The organism is Xanthomonas sp. NCPPB 3005 (genome assembly GCF_041228095.2).
Lineage (GTDB): Bacteria > Pseudomonadota > Gammaproteobacteria > Xanthomonadales > Xanthomonadaceae > Xanthomonas_A > Xanthomonas_A bonasiae.
On the sequence record NZ_CP166096.2, the window covers coordinates 2735352 to 2753679 of the forward strand.

Below are 18328 nucleotides of genomic sequence, written 5' to 3' on the forward strand. Positions count from 1 at the left end.
TGCGCGCGGCGCGGAATGTGCGGGTTGCGTGATTCACGGCAGACGAACTCCACCGTCGACGATGTGCACATCCGGGGCATGCGGCGCGTGGACAGCATCGGTGGCGTCCGAGGATTGCTGCAGCCCGGCGACGGTGCTGGCGACAAGGCGTGGCGCGCTGCCATCGACCACCTGTAGCGCGGCGGCGTTGCCTGGTGCCTGCTCAAACAGATAGTTGAGTGCGGACAAGCCGCTGCCGTCGATGGCGTACGGCCCGGCCGGGCTGGCCGCGGTGGCTGGCGTCTGCCATGTCAGCGTGCCATCGGTGGCATCGGCCAAGGTATCGCCACCGACGAACCCGGTTACGGCACCGCTCAAACCAGCCGGCATCTGTCCGATCTTGAAGTGGGCGGTATCCGCGCGGTACGTCAACGTCGCGGGGGTGATATCGGCGGTCGTGGTCGCGCTGGTTTTGAAGCTGTAGTTGTTCGCTTCGCTGCCGCTGGCCGTGATGCCGAAGACGTTGACGGTTTTTCCGCTACCGACATTCTTGGTGAGGAAGCTGCCGGTACCGGTGAAGTGCACCGTATCGCCGGACAGCACGCCGGCACTTGCCAGCACGACCGCATCGGCCGTGCTGCCGTCGTAGACGCGGTTGGTACCGGTGGCATCGACGGTGATGCCGAGCCGGCTGATGTCGGCTGTCGTGTTCGTGGTGGTGTTGTAGCTGTAGTTGCCCGCATCGGCGCCGCTGGCGGTGATGCCGTTGACGGTGACCGTTTTGTTGCTGCCGGCGTTCTTGTCGGCGAAGGCCGCCGAGGCGTTGCCGAAGGTGACGGCATCGCCCGCCACCAGGCCAGTTGTGCCCAGTGCTGCGATTTTCGCGGCCGTGCTGCCGTCGTAGACCTTGTCCACGCCGATCGCATCGACCGTGATCGTCTTGGCGGTAATGTCGGCTGTCGTGTTCGCAGTGGTGTTGTAGCTGTAGTTACCCGCATCGGCGCCGCGGGCGGCGATGCCGCTCACGCTGACCGCCCTGGCCGTGCCGACATTCTTGGTGAGGAAGCTGCCGGTACCGGCGAAGTGCACCGTATCGCCGGACAGCACGCCGGCACTTGCCAGCGTAACCGCATCGTCGGTGCTGCCGTCGTAGACGCGGTTGGTACCGGTAGCATCGACGATGATGCCGAGCTGGCTGATGTCGGCCGTCGTGTTCGCGGTGGTGTTGTAGCTGTAGTTGCCCACATCGGCGCCGCTGGCGATGATGCCGCTGACGGTGACCGCCTTGTTGCTGCCGGCGTTCTTGTCGGCGAAGGCGGCCGAGGCGTTGCCGAAGGTGACAGCATCGCCCGCCACCAGGCCAGTTGTGCCCAGTGCCGCGATCGTCGCGACCGTGCTGCCGTCGTAGACCTTGTCCACACCGATCGCGTCGACCGTGATCGTCTTGGCGGCAATGTCGGCTGTCGTGTTCGCGGTGGTGTTGTAGCTGTAGTTACCCGCATCGGCACCGCCGGCGGCGATGCCGAAGACGCTGACGGTTTTTCCGGTACCGACATTCTTGGTGAGGAAGCTGCCGGTACCGGTGAAGTTCACCGTATCGCCGGACAGCACGCCGGCGCTTGCCAGCGTAACCGCATCGGCTGTGCTGCCGTCGTAGACACGGTTGGTACCGGTGGCATCGACGGTGATGCCGAGCGGGCTGATGTCGGCCGTCGTGTTCGTGGTGGTGTTATAGCTGTAGTTGCCCGCATCGGCGCCCGTGGCGACGATGCCGCTGACACCGACCGCCTTGGCGACACCGACGTTCTTGTCGGCGAAGGCGCCGGTGCCGCTGAAGTCCACCGTGTCACCGGCGAGGATGCCGGTACTGGCGAGTTTTACCGCATCGGCGGTGGTGCCGTCGTAGACGCGATCGGTACCGGTGGCATCGACGGTGATGCTCCGCGCGGTGATGGTGCTGCTGCTGTTGTCGACGTAGGTGACGGCATAGTTGCCGCCGCTGTTGCCGTCGCTCACGGTGACGCCGTTGATGGTCACGTGCTTGCCGATGCCGACGTTCTTGTCGGTAAAGGCGAAATTGCCGCCGCTGAGGGTGTCGCTGCCGAACAGCGTGCCGCCGCTCACTACCGCTGTGCCGATCGCGCTGAGCCCGCCATCGTAGGTTTTGCTGACGTTGCTGCTGCTGATCGTCAGCGCGGCCTGACCCACCGAGAGGCGGCCATTCCTGTAAGCGATGGCGTAGTTGCCAGAGGTGAGGCCGTCGGGCGTGATCGTGTAGCCGCCCGCATTGGTGGCGCCTTGCGCATCGCCGGCATAGCGCAGCGCGCCGCCGAGTACCGAGGTGGTCTCGCCGTTGACAAAGCCGCTGTAGGTGACGCTGTGGCCGCCCGTATAAGCGAGGCCGTTGTAGGTCTTGCTGTCGTCATTGGCGGTGACCGTCAGCGCGGCCTGGCCCACCGTGAGGTTGCCATTCCTGTAGGTGATGGCGTAGTTGCCAGCGGTGAGGCCGTCGGGCGTGATCGTGTAGCCGCCCGCGTTGGTGGCACCCTGCGCATCGCCGGCATAGCGCAGCGCGCCGCCGAGTACCGAGGTGGTCTCGCCGTTGACAAAGCCGCTGTAGGTGACGCTGTGGCCGCCCGTGTAAGCGAGACCGTCGTAGGTCTTGCTGTCGTCATTGGCGGTGACCGTCAGCGCGGCCTGACCCACCGTGAGGCTGCCATTCCTGTAGGTGATGGCGTAGTTGCCGGAGGTGAGGCCGTCGGGCGTGATCGTGTAGCCGCCCGCGTTGGTGGCGCCTTGCGCATCGCCGGCATAGCGCAGCGCGCCGCCGAGTACCGAGGTGGTCTCGCCGTTGACAAAGCCACTGTAGGTGACGCCGTGGCCGCCCATGTAAGCGAGGCCGTTGTAGGTCTTGCTGTCGTCATTGGCGGTGACCGTCAGCGCGGCCTGGCCCACCGTGAGGCTGCCATTCCTGTAGGTGATGGCGTAGTTGCCTGCGTTGAAGCTGCCGCCGGTAGCTGCGTTCGACGTGATGGCGTACGGGCCGCCGGTGACGCCGGCGCTTGCCGCGGCACCGGCGCTGGTGAGCGCGACATCGCCGATGGTTTCGCCGTTCTGCAGGCCGCTGGCCGTGAACTCGTTGCCTGCAAACGTGAGCGTGTCACCGTAGGTCTTGCTGGCGTTATTCGCCGTGATTGTCAGGATGGCCGGGTTCACCGTCAGTGCGGCGGCGTTGCCTGTCGCTTGTGCGAACGTGTAGTTGCCGTAGTTCGCGTTCAGGCCGTTGCCGTCGATGGCGTAACTGCCGACGTTGCTGGTGGCTGTGGCACCGGTGGTGAAACTGACGGTACCGGTCGTGGCGTTGGCCAGGGTCTGGCCGTTGACGAAACCGGTCACCGTGCCGGTCAACCCGCTCGGCGTGTTGCCGTAAGTCGTAGTGGCGGTATCGGCCACATAAGTCAGGAGGGCCGGATTCACCGTGAGTGCGGCGGCATTACCTGCCGCTTGTGCGAACGTGTAGTTGCCGTAGTTCGCGGTCAGGCCGCTGCCGTCGATGGCGTAGTTGCCGACGTTGCTGGTGGCTGTGGCAGCGGTGGCGAAACTGGCGGTGCCGGTGGTGGCGCTGGTCAGGGTTTGACCGTTGACGAAGCCGGTCACCGTGCCGGTCAACCCGCCCGGTGTGCTGCCGTAGATGCTGCTGGTCGATGTCGCCAAATAGGTCAGGATAGCCGGGTTCACCGTGAGTGCCGCGGCGTTGCCTGCCGCTTGCGCGAACGTGTAGTTGCCGTAGCCTGCGGTCAGGCCGCTACCGATAATGGCGTAGTTGCCGACGTTGCTGGTGGCTGTAGCACCGGTGGCGAAACTGACGGTACCGGTCGTGGCGTTGGCCAGAGTCTGGCCGTTGACGAAGCCGGTCACCGTGCCGGTCAGCCCTATCGGCGTGCTGCCGTAGGTGGAAGTTGCGGTATCGGCCAGATAGGTCAGGGTGGCTGGGGCGATGGTCAGCGTGCCGGGGGTGAAAGCGATGTCGTAACCCATCTGGCCGGAATACAGGTCGCTAGCCAGCGCGTAGCTGCCGGCATTGGTGGCCGGGGTGCTGGTTCTGGCGTTGGCGTCGCCCAGAATCAGGCTCGCATCCACACTGCTCGACGGCCGCCAGTAGCTCGGCGTCAGCGTGCCAAGGACCAGGCTGCTACTGCCAGCAAAGGCGGTGCCGTTGTAGACCGTGCCGAGATTCTTGGCGCTGACCGCCAGACCAGTCATGAAGATACGCAACAGCGGCGCGGTGTCACCCGCGTAGATCCGCCAGGCCGCAGAGCTGCCGCCGACGGCGCTGATATCCGTGCTCCAGGCCGCAAAACTGGCCGGGTCCATCATCTGCACGGTGGTGAGGCCGGTGCCGCCGCCGTCACTGGTGGATCGGCCGGTGGTTTCCCTGTTCCAGTAACTGCCGGTGATGGCGCCTCCGCCGTAGAGACCGACCAGACCCCCGACATAGTTGTTGCCGCCGACCGCCCCCGTGGCGTAGGTGTTGGTGATCGTGCCGCCCGCTTCGTTGGAGCCAACCAGGCCGCCTACGTAGTTGCCGCCGCCGCTATAAAAGATGCCGTTGACCGCCCCTGTGGCATAGGCGTTCGTGATCGCGCCAAGGTTGCTTCCGACCAGACCCCCGACATAGTTGTTGCCTCTGACCGCCCCGGTGGCATAGGCGTTGGTGATCGTGCCGCCCGCTTCGTTGAAGCCAACCAAGCCGCCAACGTAGTCGCGTTCGTCAGAGGTCAGGCCGTCGGCCATCCCGGCGGCATAGGTGTTTGTGATCGTGCCGCCGTTGTCTCCTACCAGGCCGCCGACGTAGTTCCGGCCTGCAACCGACCCGCCGAGCAGACCGAGATTGCGGATCGCGCTGCCGTTGCCGGTGACGCCGAACAGGCCGACGTCATCGGTGTTCGGCCAATTGATGGTCAGGTTGTTGATGGTGTGACCAAGGCCATCGAAGACGCCGGTGAACGCTGCGCCTGAGGCGCCAATCGGCCTGAAGCCGTTGTAGGCGAAGATGGGCCGGCCTTGGGCGTCGAACTCAAGGCCAACCCACCCGGTCGAGGCGCTGGCGTCGATGTCGTTGCCCAGCACATAACGGCCGGCGAGGCCGGTGTTCACGGCCTGCAACTGATTCAGATCCAGGATGACGGTGTAGAGGTTGGGCCGGTTGCTGGGCGTCACGGTGCCTGTGGGCAGGTCGTTGGTGTTGAATACCTGATTGCCGGACATGCCCAGCAGGTATGGCGTGGTCTGGTTGCCGACATTGCCCCACCTGGCGGCCGTGAAACCTGCGGGCAGCGCTGCGATCAGTGCCTTGGTAGTCAGGCCGGTACCGCCGCTGCTGGTGGACTGACCGGTGGTTTGCGTATCCCAGTAGCTGTTGGTGATCGTGCCGGCATTGTTGAACCCAACGAGGCCGCCGACGTTGCTGCCGGTGCCGCTGACCGCACCAGTGGCATAGACCTGGCTGATCGTGGTGCCGGATACGTTGTTCCCGACCAGGCCGCCGACATAGTTGCTGCCACTGACCGCGCCGGTCGCATAGGCTTGGCTGATCGCGCCGCTGATGTTGTATCCCACCAGACCGCCGACGTCGTTGCTGCCGCTGACCGTACCGGTCGCATAGGCTTGGCTGATCGAGCCGCTGTCGTTGATCCCGATCAGGCCGCCGACGTCACCGCCGCTGCTGCCGACCGTACCGGTCGCATAGGCTTGGCTGATCGGGCCGTGGTTGTTGTACCCGATCAGGCCACCGACAGTGGTCGCGCCGCTGATCGCACCGCTGGCATAGACTTGGCTGATCCGGCCGCTGCTGTCGTTGTATCCGACCAGGCCGCCGATGTTGGCACCGCCGCCGAAGCCGACGTCGGCACCGCCGAGATTGCCGTTGATCGCACCGGTGGCGTAGGCCTGGCTGATCGTGCCGTAGTTGTACCCGACCAGGCCGCCTACGTTGCTTTGCCCCTGGATCGACACGCCAAGCAGGCCGACGTTGCGGATCTTCGTAGTGGTGTAGGTGTAACCGAACAGGCCGACGTTGTTGGAGCCGGGCCGGTTGATGGTGAGACCACTGATGGTGTGGCCGAGGCCGTCGAAGGTACCGGTGAACATCTTGGAATCGGTGGCGTTGAACCTGTGGCCGATCGGCACGAAGCCGGAGCCGATGGCAGAGCCGAAGGCGGAATCCCCCCAGTTGGCCGTGGCGCTGGCGTCGATATTGGCACCTAGCGCGAAATAGCAAAAACAGTTGAGGGCGCCGCTGATGCCTTGCAGGTCCGTTCCGGACGTGCTGCCGGGGGCACCCAACGTCGTGATGATGGTGTACGACTGGCCGTTGATTTTCAGCGTGTTGCTGCCGCCGGTGAAATCCACCCGGCCGCTCTGGCCCGGCGTGGTACTGACCATGTTGACATTGACGGTGCCGCCGCCAATCGCCGCATCGCCGCCGTTGGCGGTACTGGGATTCAGCGCGAGGCCGGCGCTGCCGCTGGCCGTCATCACGGCGTTGATATCGATATCGTGGGCGGCGGTGAGCGTGAGCGTGTTGGCGCCCCAGTTCACTAAATCATTGACGTGGATGTCGCCGCTGCCGCTGGCGTTGGCGCCTTGGCTTGACTGAATGGTGACATTGCCACCACCAAGCTGGCTGCTCAAAGTGCCGCCGCTTATGTCGCCACCGCTGAAGGCGATGGTGAAATCGTGCGGATCGATCAGCCAGGTGCCGGCGTTGCCCGTGGCGGCCAGGGTGGTGATCTTTGCGCCGTCGGCCACCTGCACATGCGCCGCCGAGGTTTCGACAAAGCCGCCGTCGCCGCCGTTCGGCGCGCTGGCGTCCAGCGTGCCGTCCACCTGCGTGGTGCCTGCTTCCATGCCGCCGAGCAGCACGATCTTGCCGGCGCGGTTTTCGACCGTCCGCGCCTGGATCGTGCCGCTGTTGTTGACCACGCTGGCCAGCAACGAATCCTTCGCGCCGGCGCTCATCAGCACCTGGCCGCCGTCGGCGACGATCAGCTGCTTGTTCTCGGCCAGCGCGTTCAAGGTGCTGGCGTCGATCTGCATGTCGAGCAGGCGGTTGCCGTCGAAACGCAAGGTGACCGCGCTGCCGCCGGCCAGCGCCACGCTGCCGGCAGGCGCTTGGATCGCACCCTGGTTGGACACCGCGTGGCCGAGCAGGGCCACGTAGCCGCCGGGTGCAGCGGTGATCGTACCGAGGTTGGTCACGCGGCCGACGCCTGCGCCGGTAAAGCGCAACGTGCCGCGACCCAGCTGGCTATCGCTGACGTCGAGCGTGCTGGCGACCAGGCCGCCCGCGCTGACCTGCGCGCCTTGTCCAAACAGCACGCCGTTGGGGTTGATCAGGAACACCTGGCCGTTCGCGTTCAGGTGGCCGAGGATCACGCTGCCGTTGGGGTCGGCGATGCGGTTGACGGCGATGGACTGCGCGTTCGGCTGCAGGAAATTGACCGTGTCCTGCGCGCCGATATTGAAGCTCAGCCAGTTCAGTGACAGGTTCTGGCTGTTCTGCTGGATGGTGGTGAGGTGATCGCCGTAGTCGATACGGCCGCTGCCGGCGGTGACCTGGCCGCCGGCGGGATGGGTCGAGGATGCCGCCGACGCGATGACCGTCGGCGCGAGCGTCGGATGAGCGGCGACGATGGCGCCCGCCGGACGGGCGCCATCTATCGCCGTAACGCCGCTTGACGCGGTAGCGAGGGCCAGCATCGGCAGGCTCAGGGGGAGCGCAGCCCACCCGGCCCGGCGCGTACGGCGCGATGTCGAGGTACGCCCGGCCTTGCCGCGACCGCGGGCGAGTTCGGAAACGACCAGCCAAACGCGACGGACCTGGCTCCAGACCAGCCGGTAGATGTGATTCATGCGATTCCCCTGTGGTGCAACGCAGATTTCCCCGGGCAAGCTTCTCTTGGACAGGCTCGGATGACCGGGTTGGTTAGCTGGGAATTTTGCGCGTTAGGGCACAGGCGACTTGATCGGCTGTCTCAGTTGGAAAGGGAAGGTTGGGGGAATGACGACGTTGGGGTGACGAGCGATCGCTTGCGAGGGCAAGGCCACAGTGGAGGAGCGGTTCGCTTTTGTGGGCAATTGCCGGCTTCGCTGTTGTAAAGCGCCTCCCGCCTTCGCGGGAGCGACGACATGGGGGAAAAGGGTTTTCGTCGGCAAGGCGGCAGGCGGTAGCGAGTCGATACGCCAGGCCTGGCGCTGATTCGATGTGCCAGCAAGCGTGAGCGCCAGCGTGGGAGGGTGTTGCGGCATGCCACGACAGGCGGGGATAAAAGCGGGCGCGCGTCCTGTAGCATGAGCGCGCGCGGACGGGGGCCCGGGATGACCAGCAACAGCACAAGCCATGTCGAGGTCGAGGCAAGCGTTCGCGTGCCGATCCACCACCACTTCAGCACACGCGACGTCGCACGAACGCAGCAACTGGTGGCGTGGCGTGATCGAACCTCCTCTTTTCTCGATATAGCGGTGTCGCACGCACAGGTGGCTGACGGGTTTCGCGCCACGCTCGACCATTACCTGGTCGATGGCATGAGGTTTCTCCACGCCAGCACCGACCCGATCACGCAGACCCGCACGGCGCCACAAATTTCCACGGACACCATGCGCGATTATGTTTTTCACGTGCTGCTGGTGGGGGGCGGCGGCGTCGAAACCACAACCGGTCTGTATCCGCGGCGCAAGGCGCTGCAATCCCGGCCAGGCATCCTGGCGCTGGACATGGGCCAGACGATGCGCATGGAGCGGGAGTGCAGGAGCCAGGTCATGGCCTTGTTCCTGCCGCGTGCACTGGTGGAATCGGTGCTGCCCGATGCGGAATCGCTGCATGGCCGCGTGATCGACTACGCATCGCCGCGCGCGCGCATGTTTCTAGGCGAACTGGAGGCGCTTTCCAGCAGCATCGATACGATGAGCGTGGCTGAAGCCCGCTCGATGATGGCCACATGCGCGCACCTGATCGTCGGGGCCTTCGCCAAACAGTGCGGCCTGAGTGGCGACGCGCGCGCCGCGATCCGCGCAGCGGTGTTCGGCAGGGTACGGCAGCATGTCGAGCACCACTTGCACGAGCCGGAACTGTCGCTGGAGAGCATCGTCGATGCATCGCAGCTGTCCCGCGCCGCGCTGTATCGCCTGTTCGAGCATGAAGGCGGCCTGGCCACCTACATCCGCAATCGCCGGTTGCGCGAGGCCGCGGACGAACTCATCCGATTTCCGAAGGCGCCGGTCGTGGAGATCGCTTACGGTCTGGGATTCAGGAGTGCGGCGGATTTCAACCACGCGTTCCGCCGTGCGTATGACATGCCGCCCCGCGACTTCCGCGCCCTGGCCCGCTCGCGCGAAAGCCGGGCATCAGGCCAGAAGTCCGTCGCTTCCATCACGCAGTGAATGGCAAGGGCCGGCACTTGCAGACCGCCGGACATGCGTCGCCCTACCGCTTGGAGATGCAGATTCGGCGCAGCGCCAGAACTGCCAGGCGAAATGTGCGGGGAGGGACGGGAGCTTGGATTGGGTGATTAGGGGGCGTTATCGAGGGTAAGCCAGCAGCCGCAGCGCTAAGGCGGAGCTTCACGTGGCCCGCACCGGCTCTCGGCGCTTCTGCCGCGAAGGCCGCTGCCGCGCTCGCTCTACATCCGATCTGGCCGGGAGCCCCTGAGCTTGGCGGCCTGACCCCATCCCCAGAGAACCGCTAATGACGCCGAACGTCGGTCTGAAGATGGACGACTTGAGCCGGCGCTGGTGGAGGAGATATGAGGCTTCGCCCAGATGGCAGCATGTCTGGCCGCGCAAGAAGCCGATGAGGAGCCGCAAGGTGTGCATGAGGGGTAGACTCCCGTGAAAGGAAACGCGTTGAGGTGCCGATGAGCTACACGGACCGATGGATGGATGCCGCTGGGCAGAGCCCGGAGCCGGATCCCGCCGCTTTCATCGATCCTGATACCCGCGAGGTTTATGATGAGTGGAGAGCCCTGCGCACGCCTGTTCTGTGTGAAGTGGTTCTGGTCAGCACAAGGCCGTTGAGCAAGGAGGGCAGGGCACTGGCCAAGCGTCTGTTATCTGTATTTTGTGTGGGTGCCGGGAGAGGCCGAGCGGTGACCGGCGGTTACTTAAGATGAACAAGCCCACGCGACGCCAACACACGGTCTGGCGCAAATACCTGAGAGCCTGGGCCAGCAAAGAGCAGATATGGTGCTCGATGGGAGACGCACCCTTCCGGGCTGGTCTGATGAAAGTTGGCCAGGAAAGAGACTTCTATCGCGTTCGGGACATGACAGATGAAGATGTCACTTTGGTCCATGGCGCCTTCATCGCGCCAATGAACAGCGAGATTCAGAGACGTTCGGCAGAGCGGTGGCTGAGCGACTTCAATGCCCTGGGCAGGATTCGACGTCTCCTTGAGGCGCAAGGTATCGACGCCGCATCCACACTTGAGCCGCTGTATATCGAGCTCGAGGAAAAACTACACGGGGACATCGAGGACAATGCGCTGCCGCTTTTGGAGCGATTGCTAGCCTCCGAAATCTTTTGTCTGGTCGATGACGATGACTACATGGTCTTTGTGCATTTCCTGATGACTCAGTATTTCAGGACGACCCGCTTGTCGGCGAACGTAAAGCGGGGAATGGATGGCCGGTTCAGCGGCACGCTCGAGCGATCAATGGGGGCGTTGCGGCATATGTTTGCAACCGCGGCGGGCTTCACGCTTTTTTCCGAGCGAGCCACCTTGAAGCCATATCTACTTATCAACGAAACCGACGTTCCACTCATCACCGGCGACCAACCTGTCATCAACACGCTGGCCGTAGACCTTCCGGCGGATATAGCGGTTCAGGACTGCGAGTTCTACTACCCACTGTCCCCGCAGAAGGCGTTGGTCATTACGACCAGCGATTGCTTCTCGAGTGGGCGAATTTTCGACGCCGCTCAGGCTCATGAGTTCAATCGTCTCATCGCAGTTGCGGCCGAGCGGCAGATTTTCGGAGCAAACGAGCCAGACCTGTACGGTGTCGCAGCTCTAGTTGGTCAGCACATCACCAAGACTTGAGGAGCGTCGAATGAGAAAAAAGGACTACTGCACCTTAATGTAGACCCTTCCCTGCTCGCGTCTCAATACCTGCGACTCGGCGTGCAAGAAGGTGTCGGCCTGGCAGCGTGTTAGATCGCGGCGCTCATGCAGCTAGCTGCACGTCCGATGCTCGGCAGGACAGATGCGTCACCAGCGCATTTTGACCAGGCGCTCATTCATGGAGTAGAGCCGAGGCTGAGTCAGGCCCCGCGCGATTAGTGGTCCGGTGGATACCCGTTGGATGGTGGATTAGGCATGTTTTATCGGGGGTAGGGGCGGCAGCTTTTGACTCTTAGCGGAATTTGGGTCCGAGTGCAGGAATGTCTTGTTGAAGTTTTACACTCAGAATCTATGATTTAGAAAGATTCTTAGTTAGTATTGATAGCCGGTAGCCGCAGTTTCCTAGTTAGGCTAGCTCAATGCTCGGGGCATTGTACACTCAGACTTTGGCGAACTGGCTACTCTGCTGAGGGAGGTTGGCGTCGGCGGCACAGCCCCTGATCTGCGGCAACTGTCATAGAATGAAGGACGACTGAGTACTGGCACAGTATGAGCATGCCTAGCGATGATGAAAGTATAGATCCAGTCCGCGGGTCTCGCGGTGGTCACACCTTCCACGAGAGATGGGCTGCCAGACGGGCATTGCAGCTGGTTTTTCCGAACGACGATTTATTCGCAATCGCCGTGGAGGGGATTTCATCAACGGAGACGACGAGTCCCGGAAAGTGGGCCGAAGATGTCGCCGACCTCGTCCTTTACTACGGGGATGGAGACAATTTTCAGAGCTGCGAGCGGCTTGAGACCGTCCAGTTCAAGTACAAGCATCGCTGTGAAGCTGTTACGGCCTCTTATCTGAAGAAGACGATCGAAAAGTTCTCTAGCACGATTGCCGGCTATGAGAAGGAGTTTCCGGCCGCCGAAGTCGACGCGAAAGCGGTGTTCATTTTCGTCACGAACGCGGAACTCAAGGACAGTCTTTCTGAGGCCATAGAGGCGCTTATCGAAGAGAAGACGCCTTTAGGTCGCGAAGCAGCCGACCAGGTTCGTTATCTCAAGGAATGCTGTGCTACTGGGGGCTTATCCGACGCAAGCCGTCTTTTCTCCAGAATGGTGTTCCGGGCTGGAGAAAAGGGTCTTTCGAGTCAAGACAGCGCGCTCAGGCGAACGCTCACCGACTGGTCTGCCGGTGCCGATGCAGAAGCCAGGAGCCGCCTTTACGGACTCCAGGATCTCGTCTTGAGAAAGGCCGGCCCGAGTGGCCAAGGCAAGAATCTGATCCGCCGTGAGGATGTCCTGGATGCACTCGATTGCGCTCCGGAGGACCTCTTTCCGGCCGACACCCGATTCATCGACGTGGGTGCCGTCGTCGAGAGATCTGAACTATCGACCGTCCATGATCTGATCAAGAGCTCAGTGAAGCCCGTCTTCGTCGACGCGGAGGGCGGAGTGGGTAAGACCGTGTTCGTGCAGAGTCTTGCCGCAAGGATGGCGAATGAATTCGAAGTGGTCATTTTCGACTGTTTCGGCGGTGGGTCGTACCGTTCGGACAATCACTCCAGGCACCTCCCCAGAATCGGTCTTGTGCAGATCGTCAACGAACTGGCGTCCCGGACACTTTGTGATCCGATGCTGCCGAGCGGCGACGATAGCCGCAAGGTCGTCAAGGCTGCGCGCAAACGGCTTGCCCAAGCGGCGGCGGCAATCAAAACCCAGTCCGAAAAGCTCGGCTTGCTCATCGTCATCGATGCCGCTGACAACGCCCAGCTGGAAGCCGACCATCGCCATGAAGAGGCGTTCCCGAAGCTTCTTCTTGCGACCATCGACGAAGATCCAATCGATGGCGTGAAACTACTGCTTACTGCGCGCCCGCACCGCAAGGACAAGGTCATCGGTCGCAGCACGGTGAGTCGGGTCGAGCTAGGCCCCTTCACCGATCCGGAGGCCCGAGAGTTCCTGCAGGAGCGCAAGCCTGACGCTTCCGGCGTGGAGGTTGCGACCGCCTTGGCGCGATCCGGCCGGAACGCGCGCGTCCTAGACTACCTCGTCCAGACCTGGGACGAGAATGTCCGCGGCGGCACGTCGGCTGGTCTCATCAAGGTCCCCGAGATTATCGCCCAGCGTTGCATAAAGATCGTCTCCGATCTTCATGTCGCAGGATGGCTGGAGTCGGAGGTCGCAGAGTTCTTCGTCGCCCTGTCGCTGCTTCCCCCGCCGATTCCGCTCGACGAGTTGGCAAACGCGCTTGGATGGTCTGCGGCTCAAGTACGTACCGCCGCATCGGATTTAGCCCCGATGCTTGAGGTGGCATCGCACGGCGCTATCTTCAGGGACGAGCCCACGGAAACATATATTCGGGAGACATACTCCGAAGTATCGGAAGCGCAAAAGGCCATCGCCGACCGCCTGTTGGCCTCGCAGGGGACATCGGCCTATGCCGCCGAGGCGCTGCCGCATTTTCTGGTCGTCATTAAAGACAGTGACCGTGCGTTCGCACTCGTCGACTCAACCAATTTCCCGGCAACGGTGCAGTCGGAGTTCGGCCGCCGAAGGTTGAGGCTCGCACGGCTTCGCGCGGCTTTCCGATTGGCGGTTGCGGAAGACGACCTCGACCGTGTGCTGGGCCTCAGCATGCGGCTGGCGCAAGCCGCCACCGCCAATCTGAGAGGCGACGAGTTCATTCGAAGCTCACCTGCGCTCGCGATCGTGCTCGGTGACGCTGATTCCTATCGCCGCCTTATTGCGGATCGCTCGGGATGGCGTGGTGCCAGAAGTTCAAGGCTGACAATCGCTCATCGCTTCGCAGGTAACGCCGAGGAATCGGAGATCCAATGCGGGAGCACGGTGCGGTGGATCAACTGGCATGCCGCACAGCCGCACGACGAGACGCATGGAAAATTCGCCGGACCGGAGACCAAGGACTTCGCAGCAGTACTGTTCCAGCATTCCGCCGGAGGCAAGTTTGACGCGGTCGATCGTAACCTCGCTGCATGGAATGATCGCTTTTCGCTGTCTGCGAGCGGCGAGCTCTTGCAGCTGCTAGAACTGTTCGACCATGCGAACGGCACTACGTTGCTCGCGGATTTAGTCTCCTTCGCCGCAAGCGACGAAGGAAAATCGCGTGCGCTCAAGCTGCGGCTCCTCTCGCGACCCCGCTTTCTCAATAGACGACAAGTGGGCGCGCTGGCAAAGTCGACTGGAGCGCCACTGCCCGCCGGCGATGACGATGACGAAGACGAGGGCTTCTCAGCCGAGTCCAAGAGAGGGGGCAGCGATCACGTCGTACAGGCGGCGTTGACAGCACTCCTCTACAGCTCGCGCGCCGTTGCCGCAGCGATCATCCGCCACGCGCCGCTGGCCCGACCATCGGTATACGACTATGGCGAGCGTTACGGCCCCTCGAGGGTCTGGGGCCCGATCCTCCGCGCCTGCATTCGCGCATGGTCGGCTGGAAGGCCGGTCGCCTACCATGACCTGCTTCCGAGGGAACTGGTGATCACCAAGCAGGCGAGGGCAGTCACGTCCGAGAGAGAAGTGCTCGCGTTTCTGAAGAAGCTGCACCAGCCTGCATCCGGCGGCCCCGGCAAGAAACGTGGCAGCAATCCGCAAGGCGCGAGATTCAGCGACCGCGATTGCGAGAACATCAGCAGGTGCATCGAGCTGGCACGCCAGCTGACCCGGCCGATCGAGGAAGCCGCCCTCTCGCGCCGGGGCCTTTCTGATGCGATCGTCACCGACTTCCTGGACGGATGGCGCAAGCACTTGCGACAGGGAGTGCACTGGAGGGCCGAGGTCGCAGCTGATTTGTTCATTCGAACCGTCGGGCTCGGCTGCATCCACATCCTGCTGGACCATGCACCCCGAATATCGGAAGACCAGGCGAGGGCCATCGTTGGTCTGACTTCCTCGGAAAGATTTTCCGTCCGACAGAAGACGTCTGTATTGGGCCAGCTTGCCCAGCGATCAAACCTCCATGAGCTCGCGGGCCAGTTCGCGCAGCACATCGCCGAACAGATCGGCCATGAGGACGATATCGATCAGCGCGGCGGCGCATACGCCAATCTCGCTGCGTCCCTCGTTTCCATGAGCATTGACGAAGCCCGCGAGTACTACCGGCAAGGTCTGGGCCAGTTGGACCAGCTTGGCGGAGAGAGCTACGAGCAAATCTATTCGCTGCTTCGTTTCGCGAGCGTGCAGCGGGGCGGCTTCCTGAAGCCGGCGCTGTCGCATCGGTTGATGAACCTTTGCCAGACCATCGTGCGGAATGAGCCGAGCAAGTTCGGCTGGACGTTGTTTGCGCGCGCCGCCGCTAATTCCATAGGCTTCCAGGCGATCGCCAAGATCGTGCGCTGGCACGATCAGGACGTCGCGGGCCTCTCCTACGGATTGCCGCAGCTTGCTTGCTTTCTGGCCAAGAACGGAGACCTCGATCCACGTCGCGCCGCATTCGTCCTGACGATTTGCGAGGACCATGGCTGGTGGGACTGGCGTTCCGGTGACGGGGTCGCCGACCTGCTGAGACTGTCAAAGCCCAGCGATCAGAGGAGGATATTCCAGGCGATCGTCGAGAAGCTACGCGCCCGATACCCGTTCGGTGGCTGGACCTCACTCTGGGAAGGCTTCCTGGAAGCGGGGGATCAGTTCCCGAACGCACTTACCACTGATGTTCACGAGGCGGTCGAGCGACTCAGGGTTGAAGCGCAACGCTCGCAGGATGAGTTCAACAGTCGCGACAGATCGCAGCAGGACTTCCTCGCCGAGCAGACTCCGAAGCCGAGTGAAGAAGAGGTCGGCAGTCTCATTGCAGCGCTGGTCGCGGACTGCGATCCGTCATCAGCACATTCGATCGACAAAGCACTGTCGACCATTAAAGCGGATGGCCGGCTATACTATGACGCACGCCAGCGCTTCGTCGCCGGATTGCTCGCCTCGTGCCCGTATTCTAGGCGGTTGGCACTATTGTTCGCAGTCTGCGACGCATCCGAGCTGAGCATCACCCAGTCATTGGACATAGTTGCCGAGTGTCTCGCCGTTTGGAGCGGATCCTCCAAGCACCTCGTTTCGAATGCGAAAGCGTTGGTTGAACGGTTGTTCGAGTCTAAGATCGTTGAGTTGTTCGAAGGTCAGTTCTCCGACATCGTACGCGGCATCCACGGACTCTCGGAACTTTGCGGTGACAAGCACTTCGTACTGCGGCTACTCCTTCGCAAGGTGGCGGCCGATGAGTTGGAGCTCGACGGCGACGAGTGGCTACAGTTGGCCACCGCACTGTGCGATGTCACTTCGGGCCAGGCTGGCCTCGGTGCGCTGGAGTTGCTGCTGTCCGGGCCGGCTTCCCGCATTGCCGACGAGATCGGAGAGGGGCCGTTCTGTCCCGATCAAATCGTCGAAGAAGATGAAGCGGCGTTCTTCGCCGATGTGATCTGGCACCTTCTCGGCGACGAAGACGCCTATCTCCGCTGGACCATCGCAAGGGGCTTGAAAACGCTTGTCGAGTTGGGTCTCGACGAAGAGCTCGGGCTGTTGCTCGACCGCTTTGACCAAAGGGAGATCGCGGCCTTGGCATCGTCGGATCGGGGGTTTCCATTCCAGAATTCCCAGCAGTGGCTGCTGATGGGTCTGGCGCGGGCTGCCTTGCGCCACGCCGGGGCGATGGGCGGTCTCAGACGCCAACTGCTGGCGCTCGCCCAACGAAGCGACCTCCATGTCATTAACAAAGTGCACATTGCTAGATGTCTGAGAAATATCGGCAACGACGGTGCGCGCGACGTAGACCTGGAGGCGTTGGTCGATCAGATCGACCAACCACCATGCGGCATCGTCACCAGCGATATTCACCCGGTCCCGGCAGAATCTACGTCGAGCTTCCACTTCGACTACGAGTTCGCCAAGAGTGACATCAGTACCCTCGCCTGGCTCTTCAATGTCGACGAGGCAACGGTGGTGGAGGCAATGGCAACAGAAATCACGCATCGATGGCCGGGCGCTACTTCGCTGAACGAATTCCCCGGCCGTCAACGGTACGACCGGGATCGGGGCGATCGATACGAGACCTACCGCGAGCATGTCCAAAAACACGCGCTGCTGAGCGCTGCAACTAGTCTTTCGACGACGCGGCCGGTGGTCGTTCGGAGTTATGAGGCTAGCGACGGCTCACCTTGGCTCGAATGGCGCAATCGCTACGACGTGACTTTCGATGATGGCTCCTGGCTATCGGATCGGAAGGATCCGATACCCTGGCAGGCGAAGGAGAGTCTGCTGGGCAAAAGGACAGGCCAGCAAGAGACACTGCAGGAACAACAAACGGTGCTGCGGAAGCTGGGCCTCATGGACACCTACGACGCGCTAGTCCTGCTCTATGGGCGCTGGTCTTCGCCCGATGGCGTGCACGTCAGAATCACGTCGGCGCTGACGGAACGGAAGGGCGCGATTGGCCGCTGTATGGCATTCGCTAAACAACACGGTCATGACCTTTGGCTGCCGGAGTTCTGGGACGAGGGATTTTACGACCGTCGTCACCGGCAGAAGAGCATTTTTGCCCCATTGGTCTGGGCGCCCGAGACCCACAGTCTCGGCATCGACTTAGGTGATGAAATTGCGGCGAAGGGAGCGGCTGGAAGACCGCGTCTCGGAATTGACCTCACGAACAGTCTGATGTTAGCCAACCAGGCGGGCAGCGGTGATTGGCATACCGCTGATAGTAAGTTGGCGCTGAGGAGCCAAGTCTGGGGCACTTGGCAACCCGACCCCGATGATCACCGTGGATCCCGCCACCACGATGACGGTGAGGCTTTATGGGCTTCGCCCGATTGGCTCGCTGAGACGTTGTCCAGCCTGAACAAGCGACTCGTTTTCACAATTACGTTTTGGAAGTATCGATCGTCACGTGAGTACGCTCCTTCGAGCGGCGTTAGATCAGTTCTTGTCGGGCTGCTGCTCGATGAAGGGAAGATAAGAATTTGGCATGCGAAGAAGGCATCGAAACAAGATTACTGATCTGCTTGTATTGCCTTCCCCAAACCGAGCCCAATAGTGTGGGCCTGAGGACAAGGAAGTTCGCCTGTTAACGACGGCTTTTCGCCGAGAGCAGACGCTGCCAAGGCAGGGGTTAGACGGATTTATCGGGGGTAGGGAATGGCGGCTTTCGACCCTAGGCCAGCGGCTTATGCCGCGCGACATGAAGTGCTCGGAGGATTGGACATGGGGACCGACCGGGTCGAGTCCGATCGAGAG

The 18328-nt window shown here is 62.4% G+C and carries 4 protein-coding genes; 3 read left to right on the plus strand and 1 reads right to left on the minus strand.

The features are described 5' to 3' along the window. Positions 1 to 33 precede the first annotated feature (33 nt). The gene (locus tag AB8810_RS11885; protein ID WP_372530490.1) at positions 34 to 7893 is read right to left on the minus strand and encodes an MBG domain-containing protein; all 7860 of its coding nucleotides are present in this window, start codon (positions 7891 to 7893) and stop codon (positions 34 to 36) included. A 465-nt stretch (positions 7894 to 8358) separates the two neighbouring features. Between AB8810_RS11885 and AB8810_RS11890 the strand changes: the two genes are divergently transcribed. From AB8810_RS11890 to AB8810_RS11900, 3 genes are all read left to right on the plus strand, one after another. Next, positions 8359 to 9420, plus strand: a complete 1062-nt coding sequence (locus AB8810_RS11890) for a helix-turn-helix domain-containing protein (protein ID WP_372530491.1) — start codon at positions 8359 to 8361, stop codon at positions 9418 to 9420. 724 nt (positions 9421 to 10144) lie between these two features. Continuing rightward, the gene (locus tag AB8810_RS11895) at positions 10145 to 11077 is read left to right on the plus strand and encodes a DUF4238 domain-containing protein (RefSeq protein WP_372530492.1); all 933 of its coding nucleotides are present in this window, start codon (positions 10145 to 10147) and stop codon (positions 11075 to 11077) included. A gap of 663 nt (positions 11078 to 11740) precedes the next feature. Beyond that, positions 11741 to 18091, plus strand: coding sequence for an NACHT domain-containing protein (locus AB8810_RS11900; RefSeq protein WP_372530493.1), 6351 nt, complete (start codon positions 11741 to 11743; stop codon positions 18089 to 18091). The last annotated feature ends 237 nt before the right edge of the window (positions 18092 to 18328 follow it).

What these genes read in the sequence shown, in the direction of transcription:
- AB8810_RS11890 (WP_372530491.1), top strand. Translation starts at nt 8,359, where the DNA reads ATGACCAGCAACAGCACAAGCCATGTCGAGGTCGAGGCAAGCGTTCGC.
- AB8810_RS11895 (WP_372530492.1), top strand. Translation starts at nt 10,145, where the DNA reads ATGAACAAGCCCACGCGACGCCAACACACGGTCTGGCGCAAATACCTG.
- AB8810_RS11885 (WP_372530490.1), bottom strand. Translation starts at nt 7,893, where the DNA reads ATGAATCACATCTACCGGCTGGTCTGGAGCCAGGTCCGTCGCGTTTGG.